The following is a 24,159-nucleotide window of genomic DNA, read 5'->3' as shown; positions in this document are numbered from 1 at the left end:
GTGTTCAGGAAGGAATGCCATGACCGCATCTCCGCGCACCGTCGGTGCCGACATCGCCCGTATCGCCGTCTTCGCGGCGCTCATCATCGTTCTCGGCATGGTCACAGTGCCGCTCCCCGGAGGCGTGCCGATCACCGCACAGACACTGGGCGTCATGCTCGCGGGGCTGGTGCTGGGCGCGCGCCGCGCGCCGCTGGCCGTTCTCGCGGTCCTCGCCCTCGCCGCCGTCGGCCTGCCGGTTCTCGCCGGCGGACGCGGAGGGCTCGGGGTCTTCGTCGGCCCGAGCGCCGGATATCTGCTCGGATGGGTGGTCGGAGTCGTCGTCATCGGCCTCATCATGCGCACCGGGGCGTTCGCGTGGTGGCGTGCCGCCCTTGCCGCCCTGATCGGCGGGGTGCTCGTTGTCCTCCTCATCGGCGTCCCGGTCCAGGCGCTGGTCACCGGCGTCCCGCTCGGCCCGACAGCACTGTCCAGCCTCGCTTTCCTCCCCGGAGACCTGCTGAAGGCGGCCGCGGCGACGGCTCTGGTGGCCGCGCTGCACCGTGCCTACCCCGCGGCGTTCCCCGCCCGGACGGGGAACGCGACCGCCCGTGTCGCCTGACATCCGTCTTGTCGGGGTGGATGTCCAGGCCAGCGGTCGCGCGGTGCTGGCAGACGTGTCCCTGCATCTGACCGCTCGGAGGACGGCGGTCATCGGGGCGAACGGGTCCGGCAAGTCCACGTTCGCACGTCTCCTGAACGGGCTCACGACGCCGACCTCCGGAACCGTGCGCGTGCTGGGGATGGACCCGCACCGCGACCGCAAGGCGCTGCGCCGAAGGGTCGGTTTCGTGTTCGCGAACCCTGAGGCGCAGATCCTCCTGCCGACCCCTGCGGAGGATCTTGCGCTCTCGGTGCGAGCACTCCCCAGGGAGGAGGGGGAGGTCCGCGTCGCGGAGACTCTCCGCAGATACGGCCTGACCGACCACGCGGATGCGCCGGTCGCAGAGCTCTCCGGCGGCCAGCGACAGCTCCTCGCGCTGGCGGCGGTGCTGATGACGGAGCCGGAGCTCGTCGTCGCCGACGAGCCGACGACGACGCTCGACCTCCGCAACGGCAGGATGATCGGCGATCTGCTGCTGGACGGGCTCGCGGCGCCGCTCGTCGTCGTGACGCACGACCTGGAGCTCGCCGTGCGATGCGACGAGGTCGTGCTCTTCGATCAGGGCCGGGTGCGCGCGGCAGGGGATCCGGACACCGTGGTGGCGGAGTATCGGCGGAGCTGCGCATGAGACCGCTCTACCGACCGGGGGACAGCGTCCTGCACCGGGTCCCCGCCGGGCCGAAGCTCGTCGGCCTCATGGCCGCCGCGCTCGTCATGTCGCTGATCCCGCTCGACGCCGTGGGCACCGTTCTCGTGCTGATCGCGGTCAGCGTGGCCTTCCCGATCTCCGGCCAGCCATGGCACGCGCTCTGGGCGGCGTGGTGGCGGCTCCGCTGGTTCATCCTCATCCTCGGTGTCGCCCTGGGCGTCCTCATCTCGGTCGAGACCGCGGTGGTGAACACGGGCCGTATCGTCCTGCTGCTGCTCCTCGCGGAGCTCGTCACGGCGACGACCCGGCTGGTCGATCTCCTGAACGTGATTCGGAGGGTGCTGGGCCCGCTGCGCCGTCTCGGCGTGGATCCCGACGCAGTGGCCATGACGCTCTCCCTGACCATCGCGACGATCCCCGTGATCGGCGGCTTCGCCGCGCGGGTGCGTGAGGCGCAAGAAGCCCGGGGCATCCGTCTGGGTGCGCGGACGTCCGTGCCACTGCTCGTCATGACGATGCGGCACGCCGACGAGGTCGGCGAGGCGCTGTCGGCCAGGGGCATCGCTCCGTAGCCACGGGCGCACGGCGCATGGCGGCCGCCTCGTCCTCCGCTCCGGCCGCCCGCCCTATACTGGGAGGCTGGCCGACCGGCCGCTTCCCCTCTTCACGAACGGACGTCTGCTGTGCTCGCCGTGCACGATCTCGAGATCCGCATCGGAGCACGCCTCCTCATGGATGGCGTGTCCTTCCGCGTCGCCGACGGCGACAAGATCGGTCTGGTGGGTCGCAACGGTGCGGGCAAGACCACTCTGACGAAGGTCCTGGCCGGCGACCTGCTGCCCTCAGGCGGCAAGGTCGACCGGAGCGGGGAGCTCGGGTATCTGCCGCAGGACCCGCGGTCCGGTGACCCGGAGATGCTGGCCCGCACGCGCATCCTCGACGCGAGGGGCCTCGGCACCATCACGCTCGGCATCCGTGAGGCGTCGGAGCTCATGGGGTCCCCGGACCCCGAGGTCGCCGACAAGGCGATGCGCCGGTTCGGCAACCTCACCGAGCGCTTCGAGGCTCTCGGAGGGTACGCGGCCGAGGCCGAGGCGGCGTCGATCGCCAACAACCTGTCGCTGCCCGACCGCATCCTCGACCAGCCGCTGAAGACGCTCTCCGGCGGTCAGCGGCGACGCATCGAACTCGCCCGCATCCTCTTCTCGGACGCGTCGACCATGATCCTCGACGAGCCGACGAACCACCTCGACGCGGACAGCGTGGTGTGGCTGCGCGAGTTCCTCAAGGGCTACAAGGGCGGGCTGATCGTGATCAGCCACGACGTGGAGCTGGTGGGGGAGACGGTGAACCGCGTGTTCTACCTCGACGCCAACCGTCAGAGCATCGACATCTACAACATGAACTGGAAGAACTACCTGCGCCAGCGGGTGGCTGACGAGGAGCGACGCAAGAAGGAGCGGGCGAACGCCGAGAAGAAGGCGACGTCGCTGCAGCAGCAGGCCGCGAGGTTCGGTGCGAAGGCGAGCAAGGCCGCGGCGGCGCACCAGATGATGGCGCGGGCGGAGAAGCTCCTCTCGGGACTGGACGAGGTCCGCCAGGAGGACAGGGTCGCCAAGCTCCGGTTCCCGAAGCCGGCACCGTGCGGCAAGACGCCGCTGCAGGCCTCCGGGCTGTCGAAGTCGTACGGTTCGCTCGAGATCTTCACCGACGTCGACCTTGCGATCGACCGTGGCTCCAAGGTCGTCGTCCTGGGACTGAACGGTGCGGGCAAGACCACGCTGCTGCGCATCCTCGCCGGGGTCGATCAGCCGGACACCGGCCAGCTGGAGCCGGGACACGGTCTCAAGGTCGGCTACTACGCGCAGGAGCACGAGAACCTCGACGTCGCGCGGTCGGTGCTGGAGAACATGGTGTCGGCGGCGCCGGATCTCACCGAGACCGAGGCCAGGAAGGTGCTCGGCTCCTTCCTCTTCACCGGGGACGACGTGCACAAGCCAGCAGGCGTCCTCTCCGGAGGGGAGAAGACCCGGCTGTCGCTCGCGACGCTGGTGGTCTCCTCGGCGAACATGCTGCTCCTGGACGAGCCGACGAACAACCTCGATCCGGCCTCGCGCGAGGAGATCCTCGGTGCGCTCGCCCACTACGAGGGTGCCGTCGTCCTGGTCTCGCACGATCCCGGCGCCGTCGCCTCCCTCAATCCTGAGCGCGTGCTGATCCTTCCGGACGGCGTGGAAGACATCTGGAGCAAGGACTACCAGGACCTCATCGAGCTCGCCTGAGGCAGCGCCCCGGCGCGAGGCCGACCGTCCTACGGTCTCCCAGCCGTGCCGATCGCGCGACCGGGAGACGGTTGCACGACTGAAGCGCCGTTCTCGTCGTGCAGGTGTTCCGGGCTCGCGCAACCGGCGCGGGCCGGTTGGATCCTGAGCCGCAGGCTCGGTGTCGGGAACGGGATGCTCAGTGCTGGTCGACGGCGTCGAGGAGAGCATCCTCGTCGGTCATGTCGCGGTCGCGCCGACGGCGCGGGCCGCGCGGCGGACGACCGGCGCTCTCCTCGCGGTGCTTCACGATCTCAGTACGGATGATGTAGCCGATGAAGATGAAGCCCATCAGGGCGAAGAGGATCCATTGGATCGCGTAGGAGAGGTGAGGGCCGGGGTCCTCCGAGGGCATGTCGAACGCATGCGGACGGGTGGCCGGCGCCGGGTCCTCGCTCACGAGCTCGCCGTAGGCGCCCGTGTCGACCTGGCCGGAGGGGGCGTCGATCGCCGTCGCCACCGCCGTGAGGTTGATGCTCGGCACCTGGCCGTCGGGCGCTCCACGCCCGGAGGGCGGCAGCGGCTCTCCCGGCCGGAGCCGCACGATCACGGAGACCTCCCCGGGCGGTGCGGCGGGGATGGTCTCCGGAAGCTCGCCCTCGCCCGGGGGGACCCATCCGCGGTTCACGATGAACACGCGGCCGTCCCCGGTCCGGAACGGCACGAGCACCTCGAAGGCGCTGGTGCCGCCGTGCGGGCGGTTGCGGACGAGCAACTGGTGCTCGGTGTCGTAGACGCCTTCCAGCTCGACGGGATGCCACTGGTCGTCCTCGGCCAGCGTGGCTCCGGGGGCCAGGAGATCGCCCAGCGGGACCGGATCGGCCCCATAGTTCGCATCGACGAGACGGATCTGCGTCTCGCGTCCGTCATTGCGGGAGAACTGCCAGTTCGAGAGGAACGCGCAGACGATCGCGAAGACGATGGCGACCGCGACGTAGGCGCTCCACCGGAGCAGTCGCTGACGAGTCATCCCAGGCCCTCTCTGACTTCGACGGGAAAGTCCCTGGCACGGAGGTAGTCGCTGAGGAAAGCCAGATGCTCGTCACAGGCGAGCCAGACCTTCTGTCGTTCCGGCCCGTGGATGCGGGGGTTGCGCCAGAGGATGCGATGCGAGGCCCGTAGGCGGCAGCCGGCGCGTGAGCACTCCGCTTCCCCCGGCGGCCCGGAACCGAGGCTCACGAGGCGGACACGGGGCCGGGCGGACGCTCAGACGACTCGCTCTCATGGAGGGTGATCGTCGGCTGGGCCGAGGTGCTCTCCGCGGGGATTGTGGTGTCCGCGGTCAGCTCGAGGCGGGGGGACTCCGCACGCGTCGGCACCGAGTCGTCACCGGCGTTCGCGAAGACCACGGCGATGTAGGGGAGGACCGCCGCGGCGATCCCGAAGACCCAGGTGTACCAGCCGTAAGGCGTGATCACCACCATGAGCACGAAGCAGGCGACGCGGATCCCCATTGTGATCATGTACTGGCGCACACGACTGGTCGCCTCGTCCCGCGGAGCACGCGGGAGGGAGGTGACGGAGGGAGCGTTCGCGGTCTTTCTCACGATGGCTCCAGCCTACGCCGCCGGAACCGCCGATGCCTCGGATCGCGGCGACGCCGGGGTCATTGCGCGAAGGGGATGGCCGTGAGCGCGACGGTGCCGAAGAGGAGGATGCTGATGATCAGCGTGACGATGACGAAGATGAGGCCCGCGACGCCGATGTACCCGAGCACGAGACCGGTGATCGCAAGGCCCCGCCCGCCGAGTCGAGGATCCCTCTTGGTCTGCCCGAGCGCCATGTGGCCGGTGATCACCGCGACGATCGACGCCAGGAGAGGGACCACGATGAAGCTGAGCACGAGGCCGGCGATCCCGCAGATGAGAGACGTGATCGCGAGCCCGCTCGTCGGCCTCGGCGGCGCGTAGGGCGCAACGTAGGGCGCAGCGCCGTAGCCGTACGGCGACGGTGCGACAGGGGGAGTCGGCAGGCTCTGGTTCTGTCCCGCAGAGGGCAGTGCCGGATATCCGGCCCCCGGTGCAGGCGCGTACCCGGGGCTGGGCGCGGGCGGGTATCCGGGGCCTGGTGCCGCTGGGTACGCGGCTCCGGGCGCTGGCCGTCCGGAACCGTACGGAGCGGCTTCAGGCGCTCCGTACGCCGGGGGAGCCGCGTGACCGTTCGGTGCCGGTGCCGGTGGCGTGACGTGATCGCCGGGCGCCGGCGGGAGGCTCGGGCCTCCGGGCAGGGGCGGGACGGGCGGTATCTGCCCTCGGAACTGATCTGCGCTGCCGTCGTCGCTCACGATGCCCTCTTCCTGATCACCTTCAGAATCGTCGCGCGCCGTGGTTGTTGTCAATTCCCCGCCCGATCCGGGCCGTGCCTCCCGATCGGTAGGCTTGCGTCGCAGAAACACCGACCTTGGGAGCACTGGATGTCGACTGACCGCGTTGTACTCGTGACCGGCGGAAACCGCGGGATCGGCTATGCGATCGCCGAGCGGTTCGTCCGCGACGGATACCGGGTGGCGGTGACCGCACGCAGCGGCGAGGGACCGGCAGGGACGTTGACGGTCCGTGCCGACGTCACGGATGCCGCATCGCTGGACACCGCGTTCGGAGAGGTGGAGGAGAAGCTCGGCCCGGTCGAGATCGTCGTGGCCAATGCCGGCGTGACCAAGGACACGCTTCTGCTGCGGATGAGCGAGGACGACTTCGACAGCGTGGTCGCGACGAACCTCGGCGGCGCGTTCCGTGTGGTCAAGCGCGCCTCGAAGGGGATGATCCGTGCGCGCTTCGGCCGGGTGATCCTGATCTCCAGCGTCGTCGGACTCTACGGGTCGGCCGGTCAGCTCAACTACGCCGCCTCCAAGAGCGGCCTGGTCGGCTTCGCCCGTTCCCTTACCCGCGAACTCGGTGCCCGAGGGATCACGGCGAACGTGGTGGCTCCCGGTTTCATCGAGACCGACATGACCGCCGAGCTGCCGGAGGAGACGCAGAAGCAGTACAAGAGCAGCATTCCGGCGGGTCGGTTCGCTACACCCGACGAGGTCGCCGGTGTCGTGGCGTGGCTCGCCTCGAACGATGCCGCCTACATCTCCGGTGCGGTCATCCCTGTCGACGGCGGCCTCGGGATGGGGCACTGACGCGCAGGCCCCCTCCGAACTCCGAAGCCGGACGCCGGGCTCAGCGATCGACCGCCGCGACGAGGAGCTCGGCGAGGCGTGTCGGCGCGGAGAACTGCGGCCAGTGTCCGGAGCCGATCCGCACGACCTCGACGTCACGGATCGCCCGGTACTCGTCTCCGTAGGAACCCCACTGCGCGAGAAACCCTTCGAACTCCTCCTGCGTGAGCCCGCCCATGAGGAGGGAGACCGGGATCCCGTAGCGTCGCTGATCGCCGAGGACGATGCCGTCCGTCGGAACACGGGCCGGGACGCTCCGCATGAGCGGTGCGGTGCGGGCGCGCGTCTCCTCGTCGAGGTCCGCGACGTCGTCGGCGTCGAAGAAGTCCCAGCCCGGGAACGGGATCACGCCGTCCACCACGGCGAACTCGCTGATGCCTGAGCCGCTCGGCGGCGGGGCGGTGTCCACGAGGACGACACGGCGTACTCGATCGGGCCGGGCATCGGCTGCTCCCCAGGCCACGTTGCCGCCTCCCGAGTGACCGACCACGACGACGGGTCCGTCGGCAGCGTCGATCGCGGCCACCGTCGCCGCGACCCAGTCCTCGATGCCCACATCCGATGACCCGGGGGCGGGAGTGCCGACCCCTGGCATGGTGAGCGCCACGGGCCGGTGGCCGGCGTCTCGGAGGGCAGGGAGGATCGGGTCCCAGGACGACGCGTCGAGCCAGAGACCGGGTACGAGGATGATGTCCATATCCAGACGCTATCCCCGGCCACCGACACCGGACAGGGGCTCCCGCTCCGCTTGCGGACCGTCGACGACTCCGATGCCTACGTTAAAATGAGGAGGATGAACGGCAGCAACCGGTTACCTGACGACGTCGCGATCCTCGTGACGGACAGTCCGAGCAACGGTGATGTCACGGCGGTCTCGGAGGCGCTGGACGCCTTCAACATCGATCTCACGGGCATAGAGGACCGCAGATCGCTCGCCGTTCTGATCCGGGACGAGGCCACGGGGAAGACCATCGGCGGAATAACGGGCAAGACATCGATGGCGGTCTGGTTCGTCGACCTGTTCTACGTTCCTCCCGCACTTCGCGGGTCCGGACTCGGTAGCCGGCTTCTCGGGCAGGCCGAGGAGGAGGCCATACGACGGGGATGCACGACGGGGTTTCTCTACACGATCAGCTTCCAAGCCCCGCAGTTCTATGAGCGGCACGGATGGACCGAGTTCGGGCGGATTCCTTGCGAGCCCGCGGGCTCGAGCCGGATCTTCATGAGCAAAGACCTGGCGCCACTCGGCTGACTCGACAACCGCTGCCCTGGATGCGGCAGCAGGGTCCTATACGTCGAGGGGTGCGCGAGCGGCCGTGACCGTGATGTCGAAAGCTCCGGGGTCGTTCAGGGCCCGGGCGAGGGTGATGCCGCCTTGGACGGTGGCGACCAGCTGGACGGCGTGCGCTCGAGGCTCGGGCGTTCCTGTGGCGTCCAGGGCGGCGGTGAGTGCGTCGATCCATTCGGCGAAGTAGCCGCGTACGGCCTCATCGAACCGGTCGCGTTCCCGACCGACGGCGAACATGCCGGGAAGGCACACCCGTCGGCCGGAGCGGAAGTAGCCGTCCACCTCGTCGAACATGGCGCGAACGCCCTGACGCGCGCCGTCAGCGTCCACGGCGGCGCTGGCGGCGCGCAGCGGTGCGAACACGCGCTCATCGAACCATGTCCGGATGTCGGCGAGGACTGCGGCGGCCATCTCCTCCTTCCCGCCGGGGAAGAAGTGATAGAGGCTCCCGCGACCGAGCCCGGTCGCGTCTTGGAGGATGGCCATGCTCGCCCCCTCGTATCCGTGCTCGCGGAACGCTTCTGCGAGCACGGAGATCACAGCTTCCCGCGTCGTGGGCGGCTTGGCCATGACGGCTAGATCCCCAGCTCGGTGAGGCCGGGGTGCGAGGCCGGACGCGGTCCGAGCGGCCAATGGAACAGCCGATCGGTCTGCTGGATCGGCACGTCATTGATCGCGGCGAGCCGGCGACGCATCAGACCGTGCTCATCGAACTCCCAGTTCTCGTTGCCGAACGAGCGGAACCAGCGGCCTTCGACATCGCGGGACTCGTAGACGAAGCGGACGGCGATGTGGTTTCCCTCGTACGCCCAGACCTCCTTGATGAGGCGGTACTCCAGCTCCCGCGCCCACTTCTCGGTGAGCAGCGCGACGATCTCGGCGCGGCCGTTCACGAAGCGATCACGGTTACGCCAGGTGCTGTCGACGGTGTAGGCGTGGGCGACCCGCTCGGGGTCGCGCGTGTTCCAGGCGTCCTCGGCCGCACGTGCCTTCTGCATGGCCGTCTCGGCAGTGAACGGGGGAAGAGGTGGACGTTCGTCCATGGATGACTCCTTCAATCTTGACATCGGTTCTTTACCGATCGGTACAACCAGTCTGCTGTACCAATCGGTAAAGCGCAAGCCGAGATCGGAGACCACCGCGGGGTGGCGGGAATATCGGCACGCGGGCTACGAGCAGGTCACTATCGCCCGCTAAGGTGCGCGGGTGACAGTCGACCATTGGCGGGCGCTCGGGTTCGGCGTAGCGGTGCACATCCTTCGGTTCGGCGTGATCGTGGGAGTGCTGGCGTTGGCGCCGCTGCTGGGGGTCTCGGGCTGGTACCTGGGGTTCGCCGTCAACGTCGCGTGTGTCCTCCTCGCCGTCGTGATCGTGACGATGCGCGGCCAGTGGCGCGCATCCGGCCTGTTCTCGTTGTGGCGGGGGAGGACCGCTGCCCTGTTCCTCGTGCCCTTCATCGTCGAGGTGCTGCTGTGGGCGGTGCCGAGCGGTCTCGTCGTGCGGCCGCCGGGATTTGGGCTCTGGGCGCTCACCCTGCTCCTCGTCGGCCTGAACGAAGAGCTCATCAGTCGCGTCGTCGTGCTGGAGCGGATGCGGCGTTCCTTCGGTCCCGCCGGTGCCGTCGTGCTCACCGGCGCTCTCTTCGGCCTGCAGCACCTCTCTGCGTTCGCGACCACCGCGCGCACGGCCGACGACGTCCTCCTCAACGTTCTCATCTCCGCGTGCTACGGCATCGGGTTGGCGGCGTTCCAGTATCGCTTCCGCTGGGTGCTTCCGCTCGTGCTCATACACGCCGCCGCAGACTTCACGACCATCCTCTCGGCGAACCCGCTGCCGGACGCGGCCGTCGCACTCACCTGCGCCGTCTTCCTCGCGACCGCGGCTGCGATCCTGCGCCCGATGATCAGGGCAGGAGCGGGATCACCTGGGCGAGGTCCTGCGGCCCGATGACGAGGTTCGCCGCCGCGCGCACAGCCGGTTTGGAGTTGAAGGCGAGGCCGAGGCCCGCGACGTCCATCATCCGGAGATCGTTGGCTCCGTCGCCGATCGCGATGGTGCGCCCCGGGATCACCCCGAGCTCGGACGCCCACTGGAGAAGCGTCTGCGCCTTCGCCTCGGCGTCGACGATCCCGCCGTCGACCGCACCGGAAAGTGCGCCGTTGCGGATATCCAGACGGTTCGCCCGCCAGCGGTCGACGCCCAGGCCGGGGGCGATGTGGTCGAGCACCTCGTGGAACCCGCCGGAGACGACGCCGACGATGCCGCCCCTGGCGTGCACCGCGTCGGTCAGGGCAGTGACGCCCGGCGTCGGCCGCACCCGGCCGCGGACCCGTTCGAACGCGGAGAGGGGGACCCCTGCGAGCGCCGCGACGCGGGAGCGGAGGCTCTCGGCGAAGTCGACCTCGCCACGCATCGCCGCATCGGTCGCGGCCTGCACTTCGGCGCGGCGCCCGGCCTCATCGGCGATGAGCTCGATCACCTCGTCCTGGATGAGGGTCGAATCGGCGTCGAGGACGACGAGGAAGCGCGCGGAGGTCACGCGACGAGCGTATCGGCTCGGTGGGATACGACGTTCCGCTACCTCTCGATGCGGAGGTTCTTGCCGACGACGGTGATCCCCGATTCGGTCACGGTGAACCCGCGCTCGAGGTCCCGTTCCCTGTCGACGCCGACGGTCGCACCGTCGAGGAGCTCGACGTTCTTGTCCAGGATCGCGCGATGCACGCGAGCGCCCTGACCGACCCGGACGCCGTCGAAGAGCACGGAGTCGGTGATCGTGGAACCGCCTCCGGCGAGGGTCCACGGTCCCACGACGCTGCGTTCCAGGTGGGTGCCCGAGAGCACGGAGCCGAGCGAGACGATGGAGTCGATCGCGTTCCCGATGCGACCGACCGAGTCGCGGACGAACTTCGCCGGAGGGGAGTTCACCGCCTGCGCGTGGATCGGCCACTCCATGTTGTACAGGTTGAAGACCGGAAGCGTCGCGATGAGGTCCATGTGGGCGTCGAAGAAGGACTCGATCGTCCCCACGTCGCGCCAGTAGGCCCGGTCGCGCGGGGAGGAGCCGGGGACCTCGTTCTCGCGCATGTCGTAGAACCCGGCCTCGCCGCGGTCCACGAAGTACGGCACGATGTCGCCGCCCATGTCGTGGCTGGAGGTGGGCAGCTCGCCGTCGGCCTCGACCGCGGCGATGAGCGCGTCGGCGTCGAAGATGTAGTTGCCCATCGACGCGAGGACCTCGTGGGGGGCGTCCGGGAGCCCTGTGGCGTCCAGCGGCTTCTCCAGGAACTGGTTGATCCGTCCCGAGCCGTCGGTGGCGACGTCGATGATGCCGAACTGCGAGGCGAGCGCGAGCGGCTGCCTGATTCCGGCGACCGTGGCCTTCGCCCCCGAGGCGATGTGGGCCTCGAGCATCTGGCGGAAGTCCATGCGGTAGACGTGGTCGGCGCCGATGACGACGACGATGTCCGGCTTCTCGTCGTTGATCAGGTTCAGGCTCTGCAGGATCGCGTCCGCCGATCCCGAGAACCAGCGCTTGCCGAGGCGCTGCTGCGCGGGGACGGATGCGACGTACGAGTCCAGGAGCGCGGACATCCGCCAGGTCTGCGAGATGTGCCGGTCGAGGCTGTGGGACTTGTACTGGGTGAGGACGACGACCTGCCGGAGCCCCGAGTTGATGAGGTTCGAGATGGCGAAATCGATCAGCCGGTACTGCCCGCCGAACGGGACGGCGGGCTTCGCCCTGTCCGCGGTCAAGGGCATGAGACGCTTTCCCTCGCCGCCCGCGAGGATGATCCCGAAAACCTTCTTTGGTACCGACATGCGTCCACCATAGATGCCCGCGGCGACGTTGTACTAGCGTTCAGGTCATGCGCGTGGACATGATTACCAAGGAGTACCCGCCGGAGATCTACGGCGGTGCCGGAGTGCACGTCGCGGAGCTGGTGAAGGCGCTCAGGGAGACCACCGAGGTGCGCGTCCGCGCGTTCGGCTCCGACAGGGATGAGGCGGGCACCGAGTCCTACCGGACCCCCGCGGAGCTGGCAACGGCGAACCCCGCGCTGCAGACCCTGGGCACCGACCTCACGATCGTCCCGGACGTCGCCGGCGCCGACATCGTGCACAGCCACACCTGGTATGCGAACTTCGCCGGCCACCTCGCCTCGCAGCTGCACGGGATCCCGCACGTCCTCACGGCGCACAGCCTGGAGCCGCTGCGCCCGTGGAAGGCCGAGCAGCTCGGCGGCGGCTACGCCGTCTCCGGCGGCATCGAGCGCCTGGCCTACGAGAACGCCGCGGCGGTGATCGCCGTGAGCGCCGGGATGCGCGCCGACATCCTCCGCAGCTATCCGCAGGTCGACCCCGCTCGGGTCAGGGTGATCCACAACGGCATCGACGTCGATGCCTGGCGTCCGGTCCACGACGAGGACTTCCTCCGCGCCCAGGGCATCGACCCGGCGCGCCCGTCCGTCGTGTTCGTCGGACGGATCACCCGGCAGAAGGGGCTCCCGTACCTGCTCAGGGCAGCAGCGTTGCTGCCTCCCGAGGTGCAGCTGGTGCTGTGCGCCGGGGCCCCGGACACTCCGGAGATCATGGCCGAGGTCCAGGAGCTCGTGCGCGTCCTGCAGTCCTCGCGCCAGGGCGTCGTGTGGATCGAGCGCATGCTTCCCCGCCGCGAGCTCTCGGCGATCCTCACGGCCGCCACGACCTTCGTGTGCCCCTCGGTGTACGAGCCGCTCGGGATCGTCAACCTCGAGGCGATGGCCTGCGGCGCCGCCGTCGTCGGAACCGCGACGGGCGGGATCCCGGAGGTGGTGGACGAGGGGGTGACCGGGCGCCTGGTCCCCATCGAGCAGGTGCAGGACGGCACGGGGACGCCGGTCGATCCCGAGCGGTACGTCGCGGACCTCGCCCGCGTCCTCACGGAGGTCGTGGGCGACCCGGAGCGCGCGGCCGCCTACGGCGAGGCCGGGCGGGAACGCGCCGCGCGAGATTTCAGCTGGGCGGCGATCGCCGACACGACCAGGGCCCTCTACGCGGAGCTCACCGCCTGAGCCGATAGGCTGGCGGCATGCCTGGCGTCCTCGAGTTCTCTGATGTCGTCGTGCGTCGCGACGGCCGCAACATCGTCGATCACCTCACCTGGAACGTCGAGGACGACCAGCGATGGGTGGTCCTCGGCCCCAACGGCGCAGGCAAGACCACGCTCCTGCAGCTCGCGGACACGCTGATGCACCCGACCAGCGGTCGCGTTGACGTGCTCGGGGAGACGCTCGGGCGCACCGACGTGTTCGAGCTGCGTCCGCGGATCGGCTTCGCCTCCTCGGCGATGGCGCGTCGGATCCCCGCCGAGGAGACCGTGCTGGACACCGTGATGACCGCCGCGTACTCGGTCATGGGTCGCTGGAACGAGTCGTACGAGACGATCGACGAGCGGCGCGCGCACCGCGTGCTCGAGCAGTGGCGTCTGGACCACCTCGCCGACCGGCTCTTCGGCACCCTGAGCGACGGCGAGCAGAAGAGGGTGCAGATCGCCCGCGCGGTGATGACCGATCCCGAGCTGCTGCTCCTGGACGAGCCGTCCGCCAGCCTCGACCTCGGATCGCGGGAGGAACTGCTCTCGCTCCTCAGCGGCTACGCGCAGTCGCCGACGACGCCGGCGACGGTCATGGTCACGCACCACGTCGAGGAGATCCCGGTGGGCTTCACGCACGTCCTGCTGCTGCGGGAGGGTCGTGTCGTCGCCGGCGGTCCCATCGCCGAGGCGCTGACGGCCGAGACGCTGGGGGAGACCTTCGGCATGCCGATCGTCCTGGATCGGATCGATGGCCGTTTCGCGGCGCGTGCCGCCGGTTGAGACGCCCGATCTGCTAAACTCGACCGTTGGTGCCTGAGCGCGCCTCGAGAGACTTCTCCTCTTTCCCATCAACGCCCGCAAGGATTCCGCATGAAGACTGACATTCACCCCGACTACCAGGCCGTCGTGTTCCGCGACCTCGGCTCGGGCGAGACGTTCCTCACCCGCTCGACCGTCACGAGCGAGAAGACGATCGAGCTGGATGGCGTGGAGTACCCCGTCATCGACGTCGAGATCTCCTCCGCCTCGCACCCGTTCTACACGGGCAAGCAGCGCATCATGGACTCGGCCGGTCGCGTCGAGAAGTTCAACCAGCGCTTCAAGGGCTTCGGCGGCTCCAAGTAAGACGCCCGCGAAGGCCCCGTCCGGATGGACGGGGCCTTCGTCGTGTCAGGAGGTCGTCGCGTTGCCAGGCGAGGCTCCTCAGGGCTGCTTATCGACGTCGATCGTGATCCGGTCGCCGGAGATCGTCCAAGGCGGGTCGCCGGGCGCGGGGGCGGGGGCCGTGCGCTTCGTCTGGCGATCCAGCTCCATGCCCGCCTCATGTGCCGAGGGGGACCACACCGCGTCGAACACGCCGACGGCGCCGCCGCCGCGGGTGTGCTGATACTTCTCCTCGATGGGCTTGCGCGAGAGCAGCGTCATGCCCATGATGACGGCGAGGCCCAACGGCGTCGCGATCATCAGGGCGATCAGCAGCCAGCCGAGGACATCGCGCATGGGACAAGGCTAGAGTCGCCGTCTTCCATGCGCATCAGCCGAGAGATGGATATCGGTCAGCGGACGGGCCACGCGCCGTCCAGGCTCTCCTCCGGCTCCAGCCGGCCGATGCGGATGAAGTACTCGGTGAGGCTCTCGGCCTGAGCGCGCGCCCAGCCGATCTGCCGCGTGTGCAGTTCGACGGCCGTGTCAGGGAGGGAGAACCGGCGCGCGAGCGCCTGGGCGATCCTGCCCGCGGCGATGGCATCGGCCGACGCCTCGTGCGCATCGTCGAGAAGAACGTCATAGTGGGCCGCGACGACCGCGAGCGTCCGCTTGCCCGGGCGATAGCGGTCGTAGGCCTTGTCGATCACGAGCGGATCGATCACCGGGGCGGGCGCGTCCAACGGCTCGACACCGTGCCGCCGCGCCTCGGCGGCGAGCAGGGAGAAGTCGAAGGATGCGTTGTAGGCGACGACCGGAACGCCCTGCGCGAGGAGGGCCTTCAGCGAACCGGTGACGGCGGCCGTCACCGCGGCGGCGGGAGCGCCGTCCCGTCGTGCGCGCTCGGTCGTGATGCCGTGGATGGCCGCCGCCTCGTCCGGGATCGGGACACCCGGGTCGGCGAGCCAGGACCGCGCCGCGATCTCCTCGCCCCGCCGATCCAGCACCCCGACATGGGCGGTGACGATCCGATCGCGGTCGACATCGATCCCGGTGGTCTCCAGATCGAACACGCCGATGCGGTCGAGCCAGACGGGGAGGACAGGTTCGGGGGCCATGCGACCACGGTAGGACGCACTACGGACACCGCCGCCGTGGCACGCCCGTAGACTCGATGAATGCCCGTCCCGTCGCCCTATGCCGAGCGTCTGTGCCGAACACCGGTCGAGAGGGGCGAGGTGGAGGTGCTGGGCGGGACCACCGCCTACTGGACCTACGGTCCCTCCGACCCGGGAGACGGCACGCCGACCGTCGTCGCCGTCCATGGCTTCCGCGGCGACCACCACGGACTGGAGCCGGTCGTCGCCTATCTGCCCGGTGTCCGGGTGATCATGCCGGACCTCCCCGGTTTCGGCGAGACCGCGCCGCTTCCCGATCGCGTCCACGACATCGAGGCCTACGCCGACTGGCTGCGGGCGTTCGTCGCCGAGGTCGCCCCCGGTGCGGTGGTGCTCGGGCACTCGTTCGGCTCCATCGTCAGCTCCGCCGCGGTCGCGGGCGGGTTGGAGACGCCGCGTCTGATCCTCGTCAACCCGATCGGCGCACCGGCGCTCGAGGGGCCCAAGGGCTTCATGACCCGGCTTGCGATCCTGTACTACGCGCTCGGCGCCCGGCTGCCGCGGGGGATGGGCACCGCTCTCCTGCGCCACCCGCTGATCGTGCGGGTCATGAGCATCACGATGGCCAAGACCGGGGACCGAGGGCTCCGCCGGTTCGTCCACGATCAGCATGACCGGTTCTTCTCCCGCTTCGCTGATCGAGACGTGCTCCGCGACGCCTTCGTCGCCAGCGTGTCGCACGATGTCCGCGAGTTCGCGCCGAGGATCGAGGTGCCGACGCTGCTCGTCGCCGCCCAACGCGACGACATCACGCCGATCGAGGCGGAGCGGCGGCTCGTCGGCCTCTTCCCGCAGGCACGGCTCGACGAGATCGCCGGGGTGGGGCACCTGATCCACTACGAGACGCCGGCGGAGGCTGCCGGCGTCATCCGACGATTCCTCAGGCTTCCCTACGCGCCATCCCGATGAGCCCGCCGACGCGGAACGGGATGACCTCGCCCATCGCGAGCGACGTCTCGGTGCGCTCGACGCCGTCGATCGACAGGATCCGCGCATCGGTGTCGAACAGATGGCGGGCGTCGCGGCAGGCCACGCGCGCGAGGATGTCCACGGATCCGCTCAGCCCGTGGGCCTGGACGACCTCCGGGACTCGGGCGAGCTCGACGATGATCCGTGGCAGCTCGGTCTGACGGACGCCGATGTTGACGAACGCCTGCAGCGGGAAGCCGATCACGGCGGGGGAGTAGGACCTCTCGTACGGCAGGAAGACGCCGGTCTGCTCCAGGCGCGTCATCCGTGCCTGGACCGTGTTGCGCGAGAGGCCCAGCCGCTCGGCGAGTGCGACCACGGTGGCGCGCGGCTCGGCGGCGAGAGCGTCGAGGAGGTCGAGGTCGATGCGGTCGAGTGCGGACATAGTGCCAAACGTTAGCAGGCGCTCTTCCCGCGCAGTTTGGCAACATGCTCAAGAAGCTCTCAGATGCTTGAGCTAGGTGCTGAACGGACGTAGCCTCAACGCAACGGCGAGGACGCCGTGCCGCCTCACGAGGGCGGTCGCATGAAGGAGGACGAGGATGTCACCCAGCATCACCCCCATCGCCGACGTCGCGTCGGATCTCGCGCTCTCCGAGCAGCTCATCGCCCCCGACGGGACACGGCACGCCCACGCGCTGCTGGATCCGTTCGTCGCCGATGTCTCGCTCGATCAGCTGCGCGGGCTGTATCGCGACATGAGCATCGTCCGACGGATCGACTCGGAGGGGATCGCGCTCCAGAGGCAGGGACAGCTCGGCCTCTGGGCGCCCTGTCAGGGGCAGGAGGCGGCGCAGATCGGCACCGCCCGCGCTCTTCGACCCGACGACATGATCTTCCCCAGCTATCGCGAGATCGGGGTCCTGTACACGCGTGACGCCGAGCCCGGCGACTTCGTCCGTGTCTGGCGGGGCGAGGAGGGCGCGGGGTACGACCCCGCGGAGCGGCACGTCGCCCCCACCCAGATCATCATCGGCGCGCAGACCCTCCACGCGGTGGGCTACGCGATGGGGATCGCCCACGACGGCACCGACGAGGTCGCGGTGACCTACTTCGGCGACGGCGCGACGAGCCAGGGGGACGTCAACGAGGCGATGGTCTTCGCCTCCTCCTACGGCGCCCCGGTCGTCTTCGTCTGCCAGAACAACCACTGGGCGATCTCCGAGCCGGTCTCGGTGCAGTCCTCGTACCCGATCGCAGGCAGGGCGCCGGGCTTCGGCATCCCCAGCCTGCGCGTGGACGGCAACGACGTGCTGGCCTGCATGGCGGCGATGCGCTGGGCGCTCGAGCATGCGCGCTCAGGACGCGGTCCCGTCTTCATCGAGGCGGTCACCTACCGGATGGGTCCGCACACGACGGCTGACGATCCGACCCGCTATCGGGAGCCGGAGGAGCTGGAGGCATGGCGCTCACGGGACCCGCTGGTCCGAATCGAGACCTACCTGCGTGCGGCCGGAGGGCTCGATGACGCCCAGGCCGAGGAGATCGCGGCGGCGGCGGACACCGCGGCGCGGGAGCTCCGCGCGGCCTGCCTGGGGATGACCACCCGCGAGCCGCTGGCCGTGTTCGACGGCGTCTACGCGGCGCCGCACTCCGGGCTCGACGAGCAGCGCACCGCCTATGCCGAGTACCTCGCCACGTTCGAGGAGGCCTGAGATGACGCAGCTGACGATGGGCAAGGCGCTCGGCGCCGGTCTCCGCCAGGCAATGCGCGACGACGAGAAGGTCGTGCTCCTGGGCGAGGACATCGGCAGGCTCGGCGGGGTGTTCCGGATCACGGACGGCCTCCTGGACGAGTTCGGCGCGAAGCGGGTGATCGACACTCCGCTCGCGGAGTCCGGGATCGTCGGGACCGCGGTGGGGCTTGCGTTCCGCGGATACCGCCCGGTCGTGGAGATCCAGTTCGACGGCTTCATTTACCCCGCTTTCGACCAGATCGTCGCCCAGGTCGCGAAGCTCCACTACCGCACCCAGGGGCGCGTGAAGATGCCGATCACGATCCGCGTCCCCTGGGCGGGCGGCGTCGGTGCGGCCGAGCACCACTCCGAGTCCCCCGAGGCGTACTTCGTGCACACCGCCGGTCTTCGCGTCGTCGCCGTCTCGGACCCGCAGGACGCCTACACAGTGCTTCAGCAGGCGATCGCGAGCGATGACCCGGTCATCTTCTTCGAGCCCAAGCGTCTCTACCACGCCAAGGGCGAGGTAGAGCTGGACGCTCCGCTGGCGGACGCGGCGCCGATGGGGGTCGCCCGCGTGGTCCGGCAGGGGAGCGACGCCACGATCATCGCCTACGGGGCGATGGTGCGCACCGCCCTGGACGCCGCCGAGGCCGCCGCGGATGAAGGACGCTCACTGGAGGTCATCGACCTCCGCTCCCTCTCCCCGGTGGACTACGACACCGTCTGCGCCTCGGTGCGCCGCACCGGCCGCGTGGTGGTCGTGCATGAGGCCTCGCGGGAGGCAGGCGTCGGCGCCGAGGTCATCGCGAGCATCACGGAGAAATGCTTCACCTGGCTGGAGGCAGCTCCCCTCCGAGTCACAGGGCACGACATCCCCTATCCGCCGGCGAAGCTCGAGAAGCACCATCTCCCGGACCTCGACCGCATCCTGGACGCGGTGGACCGCGTGCTGGAGGAGCCGAGCAGCCTGACAGGAGCAGACCGATGACGCAGGAGTTCCGTCTTCCCGATCTGGGCGAGGGCCTGGCCGAAGCGGAGATCGTACAGTGGCTCGTCGCCGAGGGCGACACGGTCACTCTGAACCAGACCCTCGCCGAGGTGGAGACAGCCAAGGCGGTCGTCGAGCTGCCATCGCCCTACGAGGGCACTGTGGCGACGCTGCATGCCGCGGCCGGAGACACGGTCGAGGTGGGCGCACCGCTGATCGCGTTCACCCTTGAGGGCGAGGAGCAGGCCTCCACGTCCGGTGCCGCAGAGGCCGATGCGCCGGAGGAGAAAGCGCAGCCGAACCTCGTCGGCTACGGCAGCGCACCGGCGAGCAAGGGGCGTCCCGCCCGTCGGGCTCGACGGTCCGGCTCGCCGCTGAGCGTCACCGACACCGCCGTGCTCGACGCCGCGCCCCATGACGCGGTCGTCGCCGACACGCCGCCGGCACTCACCCCGGAGCGTCCGCGCTCGACACCGCCGGTGCGCGCCTATGCGCGGAGCCGGGGCGTGGACCTCGTCCTGGTCGCCGCGGAGCTCGGGGACCGGGTCATCGCCCGTTCGGACGTGGACGCGTATCTGGCGCGGATCGACGAGCGGGCGGCCGGATCCGCCGGACCGGCCGGTCATCAGCAGGTCTTCATCGACGGCACGGACGGCACCCGCCGTACCGGGGACGAGCGACGGACGACGAGGGTCCCGATCCGTGGCGTCCGGAAGCACACGGCGGAGGCGATGGTGCGGAGCGCCTTCACCGCGCCCCACGTGACGACGTTCCACACGGTCGACGTGACGGCGACGATGGACCTGATCGCATCGCTGCGGGAGGACCGCTCCCTGCGCGACGGGCCGCGGATCGGTCCGCTCACGGTGATCGCGAAGGCCGTGTGCCTCGCGCTCCCGCACTATCCGGGGCTCAACTCAACCTGGGACGAGGCGGCCGGCGAGATCGTGCAGAACCACTTCGTCGACCTCGGGATCGCCGCGGCGACGGAACGGGGCCTCATCGTCCCGATCATCCGCGACACCGATCGGCTCTCGCTGACGGGCCTCGCCGGCGCCCTCTCGATGCTGACGGAGACCGCTCGCTCGGGAAAGACCCCTCCTGCGGATCTGATGGGCGGAACCTTCTCGCTCACGAACATCGGCGTCTTCGGGATCGACGCGGGGACGCCGATCTTGCCGCCCGGCCAGTCCGGGATCCTCGCTGTCGGAGCCGTGCGCCGGCAGCCCTGGGAGCATCAGGGGGAGATCGCGCTGCGCCAGGTCATGACGCTGAGCCTGTCCTTCGACCACCGCCTGGTCGACGGCGCCGAGGGCGCGCAGTTCCTGAAGGCGGTCGCCGACGTCCTGGAGGAGCCGGGGCGGGCGATGCTGCTCTCGTGACGACGCCTGGACCGTCCGCGGCTCAGCGTCGTGGGCGGTCCAGGCCGAGCACGCGTCGTGTCAGCCTCCGCTCGCGGAGGATGAACGCGCTGCCGATCAGCCAGAGCGGGATCTGGGTGAGGAAGGCCCAGCGGAACGCATCGAGCGTGTAGGTCTCCGGGGAGCCGGCGCCCTGGAGGTCGAGGGCGAGGCCGATCAGGAAGATCGCGATGAGTCCGGCCAGGAAGCCGCCGCCGTTGACGATCCCGGTCGCGGTGCTCAGCCGGTGCTGCGGATTGTGCGTGCGGGCGTGATCGAACGCGACCATCGACGCGGGACCGCCGGAGGCGAGCGCCGCCGCGAGGAAGATCAGCAGCCAGAGCGGTGCCGGGCCCGGCCAGAACGCGACGACGAGCCAGGCGACGAGCTGCAGGGCGACCGTGGGAAGGACGAGCATGAGCGACCGGCTGGTCGGATGCCGCGAGGAGAGCATGCCGATCAGCGGACCGAAGGCGACGCCGCACACGACGAAGACCGTGGTGACGATCGACGCCTCCGCCGCCGAGAGCCCTTCGCCGACGGTGAGGAACGGGATGCCCCAGAGCATGATGAACGCCGTGCCGGCGAACGGGGTGGTGAAGTGGGACCAGAAGCCGAGCCGCGTGCCGGGTTGGGCGAGGGCGGCACGCAGAGAGACCCGGAGGTCTGCGCTCGAGGTGACGACCCTGATCGCGCCGGTGTCGGTGTCCACCGAGACGTCCTCGGCGAACTCGGGAGGGCGGTTGCGGATCACGCCGAACACGAGGACGGTGAACAGCACGCCAAGGCCCGCGAGGCTGCCGAACGCGACGGACCAGGAGGTGGCGTGCAGCAGCGCCGCCAGGGGGACGAGCGCAAGGAGCTGGCCCGTCTGGCCGACGATGCCGGTGAGCTGGGCCATGAGCGGGCCGCGCTGCGCGGGGAACCACGTCGCCACGACGCGGAGGACGCCGGGGAAGATCGCCGCATCGCCGGCGCCGAGGATCATGCGCGCGACGATCGCGATCCCGACGTTGGGCGCGAAGGCCATGACCAGTTGACCGACCGTCATCAGGATCATCCCGGCGACCATGATCGGACGCGACCCGAACCGGTCCAGCAGGATGCCGACCGGGATCTGCATCAACCCGTAGACGGCGAGCTGGAGGACCGCGAACAAGGACAGGGTGGAGGCGTCGGCGTGGAAGAGCTGAGCGGCGTCGACGCCGACGGAGGAGAGCGAGGTCCGGTTCGTCACGGAGAGGACGTAGGCGGCGACGCCGACCGTCCAGATCGACCACATCCGCCAGGCCGGTGCAGGGGCGGGGATCACGGGCGGCACTCTCCTCGAAGGACGGGACTCCATCCTATGGCCGGGCGATCCGCCGACCGCGTGGCGTGTCAGCGGGTGACACGCCGGGGTCCGGTCAGGGCGCGGTGAGGGCGGCGCGAGCCATGGAGGCGAGGAGCGTTCGTGTGGCGGCCGTCGACCGATCGGTGGACCGGGTGCTGTGCGGCGTGGAGTTGATGAGGCCGAAGCAGGCCTGCACCCGGAGCCGGAGCTGTGCAGGCCCTTCGTCGACCACGGCGCCGAGCGTGTCCATCCAGAGCTCGATGTAGGCGCGCTGCAGGTCCCGCACACGCTGCCGGTCCTCGTCGCCGAGGTGCGCCGCGTCACGGTCCTGGACCCGGATGACGTCGGGATCGCGCAGGGCGAAGTCGACGTGGAAGCGGATGAGCGCGTCCATCCGCGCCGGCGCCTCCGCAATGTCGGTGCAGACATGCCGTCCGCCGTCGACGAGCCCCTGGCTCACACCCACGAGGACAGCGCCGAGGAGGGCCTGCTTACCGGCGAAATGACGGTAGACAGCGGGGCCGCTGACGCCCACGGCCGCTCCGATCTCCTCCAGGCTCGCGCTCGCATAGCCCCGTCGGGCGAAGAGATGCGTGGCGGCGCGGACGAGTGCGTCATGGCGATCGAGCTTGGCCTGCTCACGGGCGGTGGTTGCCACTTCAGTTAATCCTCGCTAACCTGATGACGTCGGTTAATGAACACTAACCGGTTTCCGTCCGGCCCACCACGGCGGCGTGACGGATCGTGAGTCGAGGAGGACGGCACGATGGCGCAAGCCCCCACCCAGCGCTCCCTGGCCGAAGGCCTGCGCGAGCGGATCGCGCGCGCGGCGCTCGGCGGTCCCGAGTCGTCCCGCGTGCGCCATGTCGCCCGGGGGAAGATGCTCCCGCGCGATCGTGTGCGGAGGCTGCTGGACGAGGGGAGCCCCTTCCTGGAGGTCGCGCCGCTCGCGGCCGAGGGGCTGTACGGGGGAGAGGCGCCCGGCGCCGGCGTCATCGCCGGGATCGGCCTCGTCCACGGCCGTGCGGTGATGGTCATCTGCAACGACGCCACGGTGAAGGGCGGCACCTACTTCCCGATGACGGTGAAGAAGCACCTGCGCGCCCAGGAGATCGCCCTCGAGAACCGACTGCCCACGATCGCGCTCGTCGATTCCGGCGGGGCATTCCTTCCGATGCAGGACGAGGTGTTCCCGGATCGCGAGCACTTCGGGCGCATCTTCTACAACCAGGCGCGGATGTCCGCCGAGCGGATCCCGCAGATCGCCGCCGTTCTCGGATCGTGCACGGCGGGCGGGGCGTACGTGCCGGCGATGAGCGACGAGACGGTCATCGTCCGCAATCAGGGGACGATCTTCCTCGGCGGGCCGCCGCTGGTGAAGGCGGCGATCGGCGAGATCGTCACCGCGGAGGAGCTCGGCGGCGGTGAGCTGCACGCGAGGGTGTCCGGGGTCGTGGACCATCTCGCCGAGGACGACGAGCACGCGCTGGAGATCGTCCGCGACATCGTCGGGACACTGCCGCCACCCCTGGATCCGGTCTGGGACGTGTCCGAGACCGTCGAGCCCTCCGAATCGTCCAGCCTGTACGACGTCGTCCCCGTGGACGTGAACGCGTCATACGACGTGCACGAGGTCATCCTCCGGCTGATCGACGGCGGAACGTTCGCCGAGTTCAAGCCCGACTACGGCGACACGCTGATCACGGGCTTCGCTCGTCTGCACGGGCACCCGGTGGGCATCGTCGCCAACAACGGCGTGCTCTTCTCCGAGTCCGCGCAGAAGGGCGCGCACTTCATCGAGCTCTGCGATCAGCGCGGCATCCCACTGCTCTTCCTGCAGAACATCACCGGCTTCATGGTGGGTCGTGACGCCGAGGCCGGGGGCATCGCCAAGGACGGCGCGAAGATGGTCACGGCCGTCGCGACGACCCGTGTGCCGAAGTTCACCGTCGTGATCGGCGGATCGTTCGGCGCGGGCAACTACTCGATGTGCGGCCGGGCCTACTCGCCGCGATTCCTGTGGACCTGGCCCGCCAGCCGCATCTCCGTGATGGGCGGCGCGCAGGCCGCCTCCGTCCTGTCCACGGTGAAGTCCGACCAGCTCGCCGCCCGCGGGGAGGAGTGGACGCCGCAGGAGCGTGCCGCCTTCGAGGACCCGATCCGCGCCTCGTACGAGGAACGCGGGGAGCCCTACTACGCGACGGCCCGGCTCTGGGACGACGGGATCGTCGATCCGGAGCAGACTCGTGACCTGCTGGGTCTCGCCCTCGATGTCGCGGCACGCGCTCCGCTGCCCGACTCCCGCTTCGGCCTGTTCCGGATGTGATG

The 24,159-nt window shown here is 69.7% G+C and carries 29 protein-coding genes; 15 read left to right on the top strand and 14 right to left on the bottom strand.

Annotated features, from left to right (window positions below):
• Positions 1-19: 19 nt before the first annotated feature.
• The 4 genes from J2Y69_RS14280 to J2Y69_RS14265 all read left to right on the top strand — a co-directional run bounded on the left by J2Y69_RS14280 (position 20) and on the right by J2Y69_RS14265 (position 3,574).
• Positions 20-601 carry a biotin transporter BioY gene (locus J2Y69_RS14280; protein WP_310021903.1) on the top strand — a complete coding sequence of 194 codons (582 nt, stop codon included), beginning with the start codon at positions 20-22 and terminating at the stop codon, positions 599-601.
• Entirely contained in the window at positions 591-1,271 is a 681-nt protein-coding gene (locus J2Y69_RS14275; protein WP_310021901.1) for an energy-coupling factor ABC transporter ATP-binding protein, read from the top strand. The genes J2Y69_RS14280 and J2Y69_RS14275 overlap by 11 nt, the downstream gene beginning before the upstream one ends.
• Positions 1,268-1,864 carry an energy-coupling factor transporter transmembrane component T family protein gene (locus J2Y69_RS14270; protein WP_310021899.1) on the top strand — a complete coding sequence of 199 codons (597 nt, stop codon included), beginning with the start codon at positions 1,268-1,270 and terminating at the stop codon, positions 1,862-1,864. The genes J2Y69_RS14275 and J2Y69_RS14270 overlap by 4 nt, the downstream gene beginning before the upstream one ends.
• Before the next feature lie 111 nt (positions 1,865-1,975).
• Positions 1,976-3,574, top strand: a complete 1,599-nt coding sequence (locus tag J2Y69_RS14265) for an ABC-F family ATP-binding cassette domain-containing protein (RefSeq protein WP_310021894.1) — start codon at positions 1,976-1,978, stop codon at positions 3,572-3,574.
• A 178-nt stretch (positions 3,575-3,752) separates the two neighbouring features.
• Here the strand turns inward: J2Y69_RS14265 and J2Y69_RS14260 are convergent, their stop codons facing one another.
• From J2Y69_RS14260 to J2Y69_RS14245, 4 genes are read right to left on the bottom strand one after another with little or no spacing between them, the layout of a single operon-like run.
• Positions 3,753-4,583: an SURF1 family cytochrome oxidase biogenesis protein gene (locus tag J2Y69_RS14260; RefSeq protein ID WP_310021892.1), complete on the bottom strand. Its 831-nt coding sequence runs from the start codon at positions 4,581-4,583 to the stop codon at positions 3,753-3,755.
• Positions 4,580-4,792 (bottom strand): hypothetical protein, encoded by a 213-nt coding sequence (locus tag J2Y69_RS14255; RefSeq protein WP_310021890.1) that lies wholly within the window; start codon positions 4,790-4,792, stop codon positions 4,580-4,582. Before J2Y69_RS14255 ends, J2Y69_RS14260 begins: the two co-directional genes overlap by 4 nt.
• Positions 4,789-5,160, bottom strand: coding sequence for a DUF3099 domain-containing protein (locus J2Y69_RS14250; RefSeq protein ID WP_310021888.1), 372 nt, complete (start codon positions 5,158-5,160; stop codon positions 4,789-4,791). The genes J2Y69_RS14255 and J2Y69_RS14250 overlap by 4 nt, the downstream gene beginning before the upstream one ends.
• A gap of 59 nt (positions 5,161-5,219) precedes the next feature.
• Positions 5,220-5,897, bottom strand: a complete 678-nt coding sequence (locus J2Y69_RS14245) for a DUF4190 domain-containing protein (RefSeq protein WP_310021886.1) — start codon at positions 5,895-5,897, stop codon at positions 5,220-5,222.
• 129 nt (positions 5,898-6,026) lie between these two features.
• On the opposite strand from J2Y69_RS14245, the gene J2Y69_RS14240 reads away from it, so the two are divergent.
• Positions 6,027-6,737 (top strand): beta-ketoacyl-ACP reductase, encoded by a 711-nt coding sequence (locus J2Y69_RS14240; RefSeq protein ID WP_310021884.1) that lies wholly within the window; start codon positions 6,027-6,029, stop codon positions 6,735-6,737.
• Between the two features lie 40 nt (positions 6,738-6,777).
• Here the strand turns inward: J2Y69_RS14240 and J2Y69_RS14235 are convergent, their stop codons facing one another.
• Entirely contained in the window at positions 6,778-7,473 is a 696-nt protein-coding gene (locus tag J2Y69_RS14235) for an alpha/beta fold hydrolase (RefSeq protein ID WP_310021882.1), read from the bottom strand.
• Between the two features lie 96 nt (positions 7,474-7,569).
• On the opposite strand from J2Y69_RS14235, the gene J2Y69_RS14230 reads away from it, so the two are divergent.
• The gene (locus tag J2Y69_RS14230; protein ID WP_310021880.1) at positions 7,570-8,028 is read left to right on the top strand and encodes a GNAT family N-acetyltransferase; all 459 of its coding nucleotides are present in this window, start codon (positions 7,570-7,572) and stop codon (positions 8,026-8,028) included.
• Between the two features lie 36 nt (positions 8,029-8,064).
• Here the strand turns inward: J2Y69_RS14230 and J2Y69_RS14225 are convergent, their stop codons facing one another.
• Positions 8,065-8,634, bottom strand: a complete 570-nt coding sequence (locus J2Y69_RS14225) for a TetR/AcrR family transcriptional regulator (RefSeq protein WP_310021878.1) — start codon at positions 8,632-8,634, stop codon at positions 8,065-8,067.
• A gap of 5 nt (positions 8,635-8,639) precedes the next feature.
• Positions 8,640-9,107, bottom strand: a complete 468-nt coding sequence (locus J2Y69_RS14220) for a nuclear transport factor 2 family protein (RefSeq protein WP_310021876.1) — start codon at positions 9,105-9,107, stop codon at positions 8,640-8,642.
• 163 nt (positions 9,108-9,270) lie between these two features.
• On the opposite strand from J2Y69_RS14220, the gene J2Y69_RS14215 reads away from it, so the two are divergent.
• Positions 9,271-10,014, top strand: coding sequence for a CPBP family intramembrane glutamic endopeptidase (locus J2Y69_RS14215; RefSeq protein ID WP_310021873.1), 744 nt, complete (start codon positions 9,271-9,273; stop codon positions 10,012-10,014).
• On the opposite strand, the gene serB is transcribed toward J2Y69_RS14215, so the two are convergent.
• The gene (serB, locus tag J2Y69_RS14210) at positions 9,968-10,603 is read right to left on the bottom strand and encodes a phosphoserine phosphatase SerB (RefSeq protein WP_310021872.1); all 636 of its coding nucleotides are present in this window, start codon (positions 10,601-10,603) and stop codon (positions 9,968-9,970) included. The two genes, J2Y69_RS14215 and serB, sit on opposite strands and share 47 nt — an antisense overlap.
• Before the next feature lie 38 nt (positions 10,604-10,641).
• The gene (locus J2Y69_RS14205; RefSeq protein ID WP_310021870.1) at positions 10,642-11,886 is read right to left on the bottom strand and encodes a glucose-1-phosphate adenylyltransferase; all 1,245 of its coding nucleotides are present in this window, start codon (positions 11,884-11,886) and stop codon (positions 10,642-10,644) included.
• Positions 11,887-11,933: 47 nt separating this feature from the next.
• On the opposite strand from J2Y69_RS14205, the gene glgA reads away from it, so the two are divergent.
• From glgA to J2Y69_RS14190, 3 genes are all read left to right on the top strand, one after another.
• Positions 11,934-13,118 carry a glycogen synthase gene (gene glgA, locus J2Y69_RS14200; RefSeq protein WP_310021868.1) on the top strand — a complete coding sequence of 395 codons (1,185 nt, stop codon included), beginning with the start codon at positions 11,934-11,936 and terminating at the stop codon, positions 13,116-13,118.
• 17 nt (positions 13,119-13,135) lie between these two features.
• Positions 13,136-13,921 (top strand): ABC transporter ATP-binding protein, encoded by a 786-nt coding sequence (locus J2Y69_RS14195; RefSeq protein ID WP_310021866.1) that lies wholly within the window; start codon positions 13,136-13,138, stop codon positions 13,919-13,921.
• 90 nt (positions 13,922-14,011) lie between these two features.
• On the top strand, positions 14,012-14,266 hold the full coding sequence (locus tag J2Y69_RS14190) for a type B 50S ribosomal protein L31 (RefSeq protein WP_310021864.1): 255 nt from the start codon (positions 14,012-14,014) through the stop codon (positions 14,264-14,266).
• 78 nt (positions 14,267-14,344) lie between these two features.
• Here J2Y69_RS14190 and J2Y69_RS14185 read toward each other — a convergent pair whose 3' ends face one another.
• On the bottom strand, positions 14,345-14,641 hold the full coding sequence (locus tag J2Y69_RS14185; protein ID WP_310021862.1) for a hypothetical protein: 297 nt from the start codon (positions 14,639-14,641) through the stop codon (positions 14,345-14,347).
• 56 nt (positions 14,642-14,697) lie between these two features.
• A complete protein-coding gene (locus tag J2Y69_RS14180; RefSeq protein ID WP_310021860.1) occupies positions 14,698-15,402 on the bottom strand; it encodes an exonuclease domain-containing protein in 705 nt (234 codons plus the stop codon).
• A gap of 60 nt (positions 15,403-15,462) precedes the next feature.
• On the opposite strand from J2Y69_RS14180, the gene J2Y69_RS14175 reads away from it, so the two are divergent.
• Positions 15,463-16,371 carry an alpha/beta fold hydrolase gene (locus J2Y69_RS14175; protein WP_310021858.1) on the top strand — a complete coding sequence of 303 codons (909 nt, stop codon included), beginning with the start codon at positions 15,463-15,465 and terminating at the stop codon, positions 16,369-16,371.
• On the opposite strand, the gene J2Y69_RS14170 is transcribed toward J2Y69_RS14175, so the two are convergent.
• On the bottom strand, positions 16,343-16,816 hold the full coding sequence (locus tag J2Y69_RS14170; protein ID WP_310021856.1) for an Lrp/AsnC family transcriptional regulator: 474 nt from the start codon (positions 16,814-16,816) through the stop codon (positions 16,343-16,345). The genes J2Y69_RS14175 and J2Y69_RS14170 overlap by 29 nt on opposite strands.
• A 157-nt stretch (positions 16,817-16,973) precedes the next feature.
• On the opposite strand from J2Y69_RS14170, the gene pdhA reads away from it, so the two are divergent.
• Genes pdhA through J2Y69_RS14155 form a run of 3 tightly spaced genes read left to right on the top strand, consistent with a single transcriptional unit; the run spans position 16,974 to position 20,480 of the window.
• On the top strand, positions 16,974-18,086 hold the full coding sequence (pdhA, locus tag J2Y69_RS14165; protein WP_310021854.1) for a pyruvate dehydrogenase (acetyl-transferring) E1 component subunit alpha: 1,113 nt from the start codon (positions 16,974-16,976) through the stop codon (positions 18,084-18,086).
• A 1-nt stretch (position 18,087) separates the two neighbouring features.
• On the top strand, positions 18,088-19,098 hold the full coding sequence (locus J2Y69_RS14160; RefSeq protein ID WP_310021852.1) for an alpha-ketoacid dehydrogenase subunit beta: 1,011 nt from the start codon (positions 18,088-18,090) through the stop codon (positions 19,096-19,098).
• The gene (locus tag J2Y69_RS14155; protein WP_310021850.1) at positions 19,095-20,480 is read left to right on the top strand and encodes a dihydrolipoamide acetyltransferase family protein; all 1,386 of its coding nucleotides are present in this window, start codon (positions 19,095-19,097) and stop codon (positions 20,478-20,480) included. The genes J2Y69_RS14160 and J2Y69_RS14155 overlap by 4 nt, the downstream gene beginning before the upstream one ends.
• Positions 20,481-20,502: 22 nt before the next feature.
• Here J2Y69_RS14155 and J2Y69_RS14150 read toward each other — a convergent pair whose 3' ends face one another.
• On the bottom strand, positions 20,503-21,819 hold the full coding sequence (locus J2Y69_RS14150; RefSeq protein WP_396653107.1) for a nitrate/nitrite transporter: 1,317 nt from the start codon (positions 21,817-21,819) through the stop codon (positions 20,503-20,505).
• Between the two features lie 85 nt (positions 21,820-21,904).
• Positions 21,905-22,489 carry a TetR/AcrR family transcriptional regulator gene (locus J2Y69_RS14145; RefSeq protein WP_310021848.1) on the bottom strand — a complete coding sequence of 195 codons (585 nt, stop codon included), beginning with the start codon at positions 22,487-22,489 and terminating at the stop codon, positions 21,905-21,907.
• Between the two features lie 108 nt (positions 22,490-22,597).
• On the opposite strand from J2Y69_RS14145, the gene J2Y69_RS14140 reads away from it, so the two are divergent.
• The gene (locus J2Y69_RS14140) at positions 22,598-24,157 is read left to right on the top strand and encodes a carboxyl transferase domain-containing protein (RefSeq protein WP_310021846.1); all 1,560 of its coding nucleotides are present in this window, start codon (positions 22,598-22,600) and stop codon (positions 24,155-24,157) included.
• The last annotated feature ends 2 nt before the right edge of the window (positions 24,158-24,159 follow it).

Origin of the sequence: Microbacterium resistens (assembly GCF_031456305.1) — a bacterium.
Classification (GTDB): Bacteria; Actinomycetota; Actinomycetes; order Actinomycetales; family Microbacteriaceae; genus Microbacterium; species Microbacterium resistens_A.
Note: the sequence above shows the minus strand (reverse complement) of the source record. Positions and strands in the feature narration are given on the sequence as shown.

Excerpts from the sequence above, each read along its gene's own strand:
- J2Y69_RS14230 (WP_310021880.1), top strand. The coding sequence starts at position 7,570 with ATGAACGGCAGCAACCGGTTACCTGACGACGTCGCGATCCTCGTGACG.
- J2Y69_RS14270 (WP_310021899.1), top strand. The coding sequence starts at position 1,268 with ATGAGACCGCTCTACCGACCGGGGGACAGCGTCCTGCACCGGGTCCCC.
- J2Y69_RS14160 (WP_310021852.1), top strand. The coding sequence starts at position 18,088 with ATGACGCAGCTGACGATGGGCAAGGCGCTCGGCGCCGGTCTCCGCCAG.
- pdhA (WP_310021854.1), top strand. The coding sequence starts at position 16,974 with ATGTCACCCAGCATCACCCCCATCGCCGACGTCGCGTCGGATCTCGCG.
- J2Y69_RS14235 (WP_310021882.1), bottom strand. The coding sequence starts at position 7,473 with ATGGACATCATCCTCGTACCCGGTCTCTGGCTCGACGCGTCGTCCTGG.
- J2Y69_RS14180 (WP_310021860.1), bottom strand. The coding sequence starts at position 15,402 with ATGGCCCCCGAACCTGTCCTCCCCGTCTGGCTCGACCGCATCGGCGTG.
- J2Y69_RS14240 (WP_310021884.1), top strand. The coding sequence starts at position 6,027 with ATGTCGACTGACCGCGTTGTACTCGTGACCGGCGGAAACCGCGGGATC.
- J2Y69_RS14220 (WP_310021876.1), bottom strand. The coding sequence starts at position 9,107 with ATGGACGAACGTCCACCTCTTCCCCCGTTCACTGCCGAGACGGCCATG.
- J2Y69_RS14280 (WP_310021903.1), top strand. The coding sequence starts at position 20 with ATGACCGCATCTCCGCGCACCGTCGGTGCCGACATCGCCCGTATCGCC.
- glgA (WP_310021868.1), top strand. The coding sequence starts at position 11,934 with ATGCGCGTGGACATGATTACCAAGGAGTACCCGCCGGAGATCTACGGC.
- J2Y69_RS14190 (WP_310021864.1), top strand. The coding sequence starts at position 14,012 with ATGAAGACTGACATTCACCCCGACTACCAGGCCGTCGTGTTCCGCGAC.
- J2Y69_RS14175 (WP_310021858.1), top strand. The coding sequence starts at position 15,463 with ATGCCCGTCCCGTCGCCCTATGCCGAGCGTCTGTGCCGAACACCGGTC.
- J2Y69_RS14170 (WP_310021856.1), bottom strand. The coding sequence starts at position 16,816 with ATGTCCGCACTCGACCGCATCGACCTCGACCTCCTCGACGCTCTCGCC.
- J2Y69_RS14260 (WP_310021892.1), bottom strand. The coding sequence starts at position 4,583 with ATGACTCGTCAGCGACTGCTCCGGTGGAGCGCCTACGTCGCGGTCGCC.
- J2Y69_RS14205 (WP_310021870.1), bottom strand. The coding sequence starts at position 11,886 with ATGTCGGTACCAAAGAAGGTTTTCGGGATCATCCTCGCGGGCGGCGAG.
- J2Y69_RS14195 (WP_310021866.1), top strand. The coding sequence starts at position 13,136 with ATGCCTGGCGTCCTCGAGTTCTCTGATGTCGTCGTGCGTCGCGACGGC.
- J2Y69_RS14155 (WP_310021850.1), top strand. The coding sequence starts at position 19,095 with ATGACGCAGGAGTTCCGTCTTCCCGATCTGGGCGAGGGCCTGGCCGAA.
- J2Y69_RS14185 (WP_310021862.1), bottom strand. The coding sequence starts at position 14,641 with ATGCGCGATGTCCTCGGCTGGCTGCTGATCGCCCTGATGATCGCGACG.
- J2Y69_RS14140 (WP_310021846.1), top strand. The coding sequence starts at position 22,598 with ATGGCGCAAGCCCCCACCCAGCGCTCCCTGGCCGAAGGCCTGCGCGAG.
- J2Y69_RS14225 (WP_310021878.1), bottom strand. The coding sequence starts at position 8,634 with ATGGCCAAGCCGCCCACGACGCGGGAAGCTGTGATCTCCGTGCTCGCA.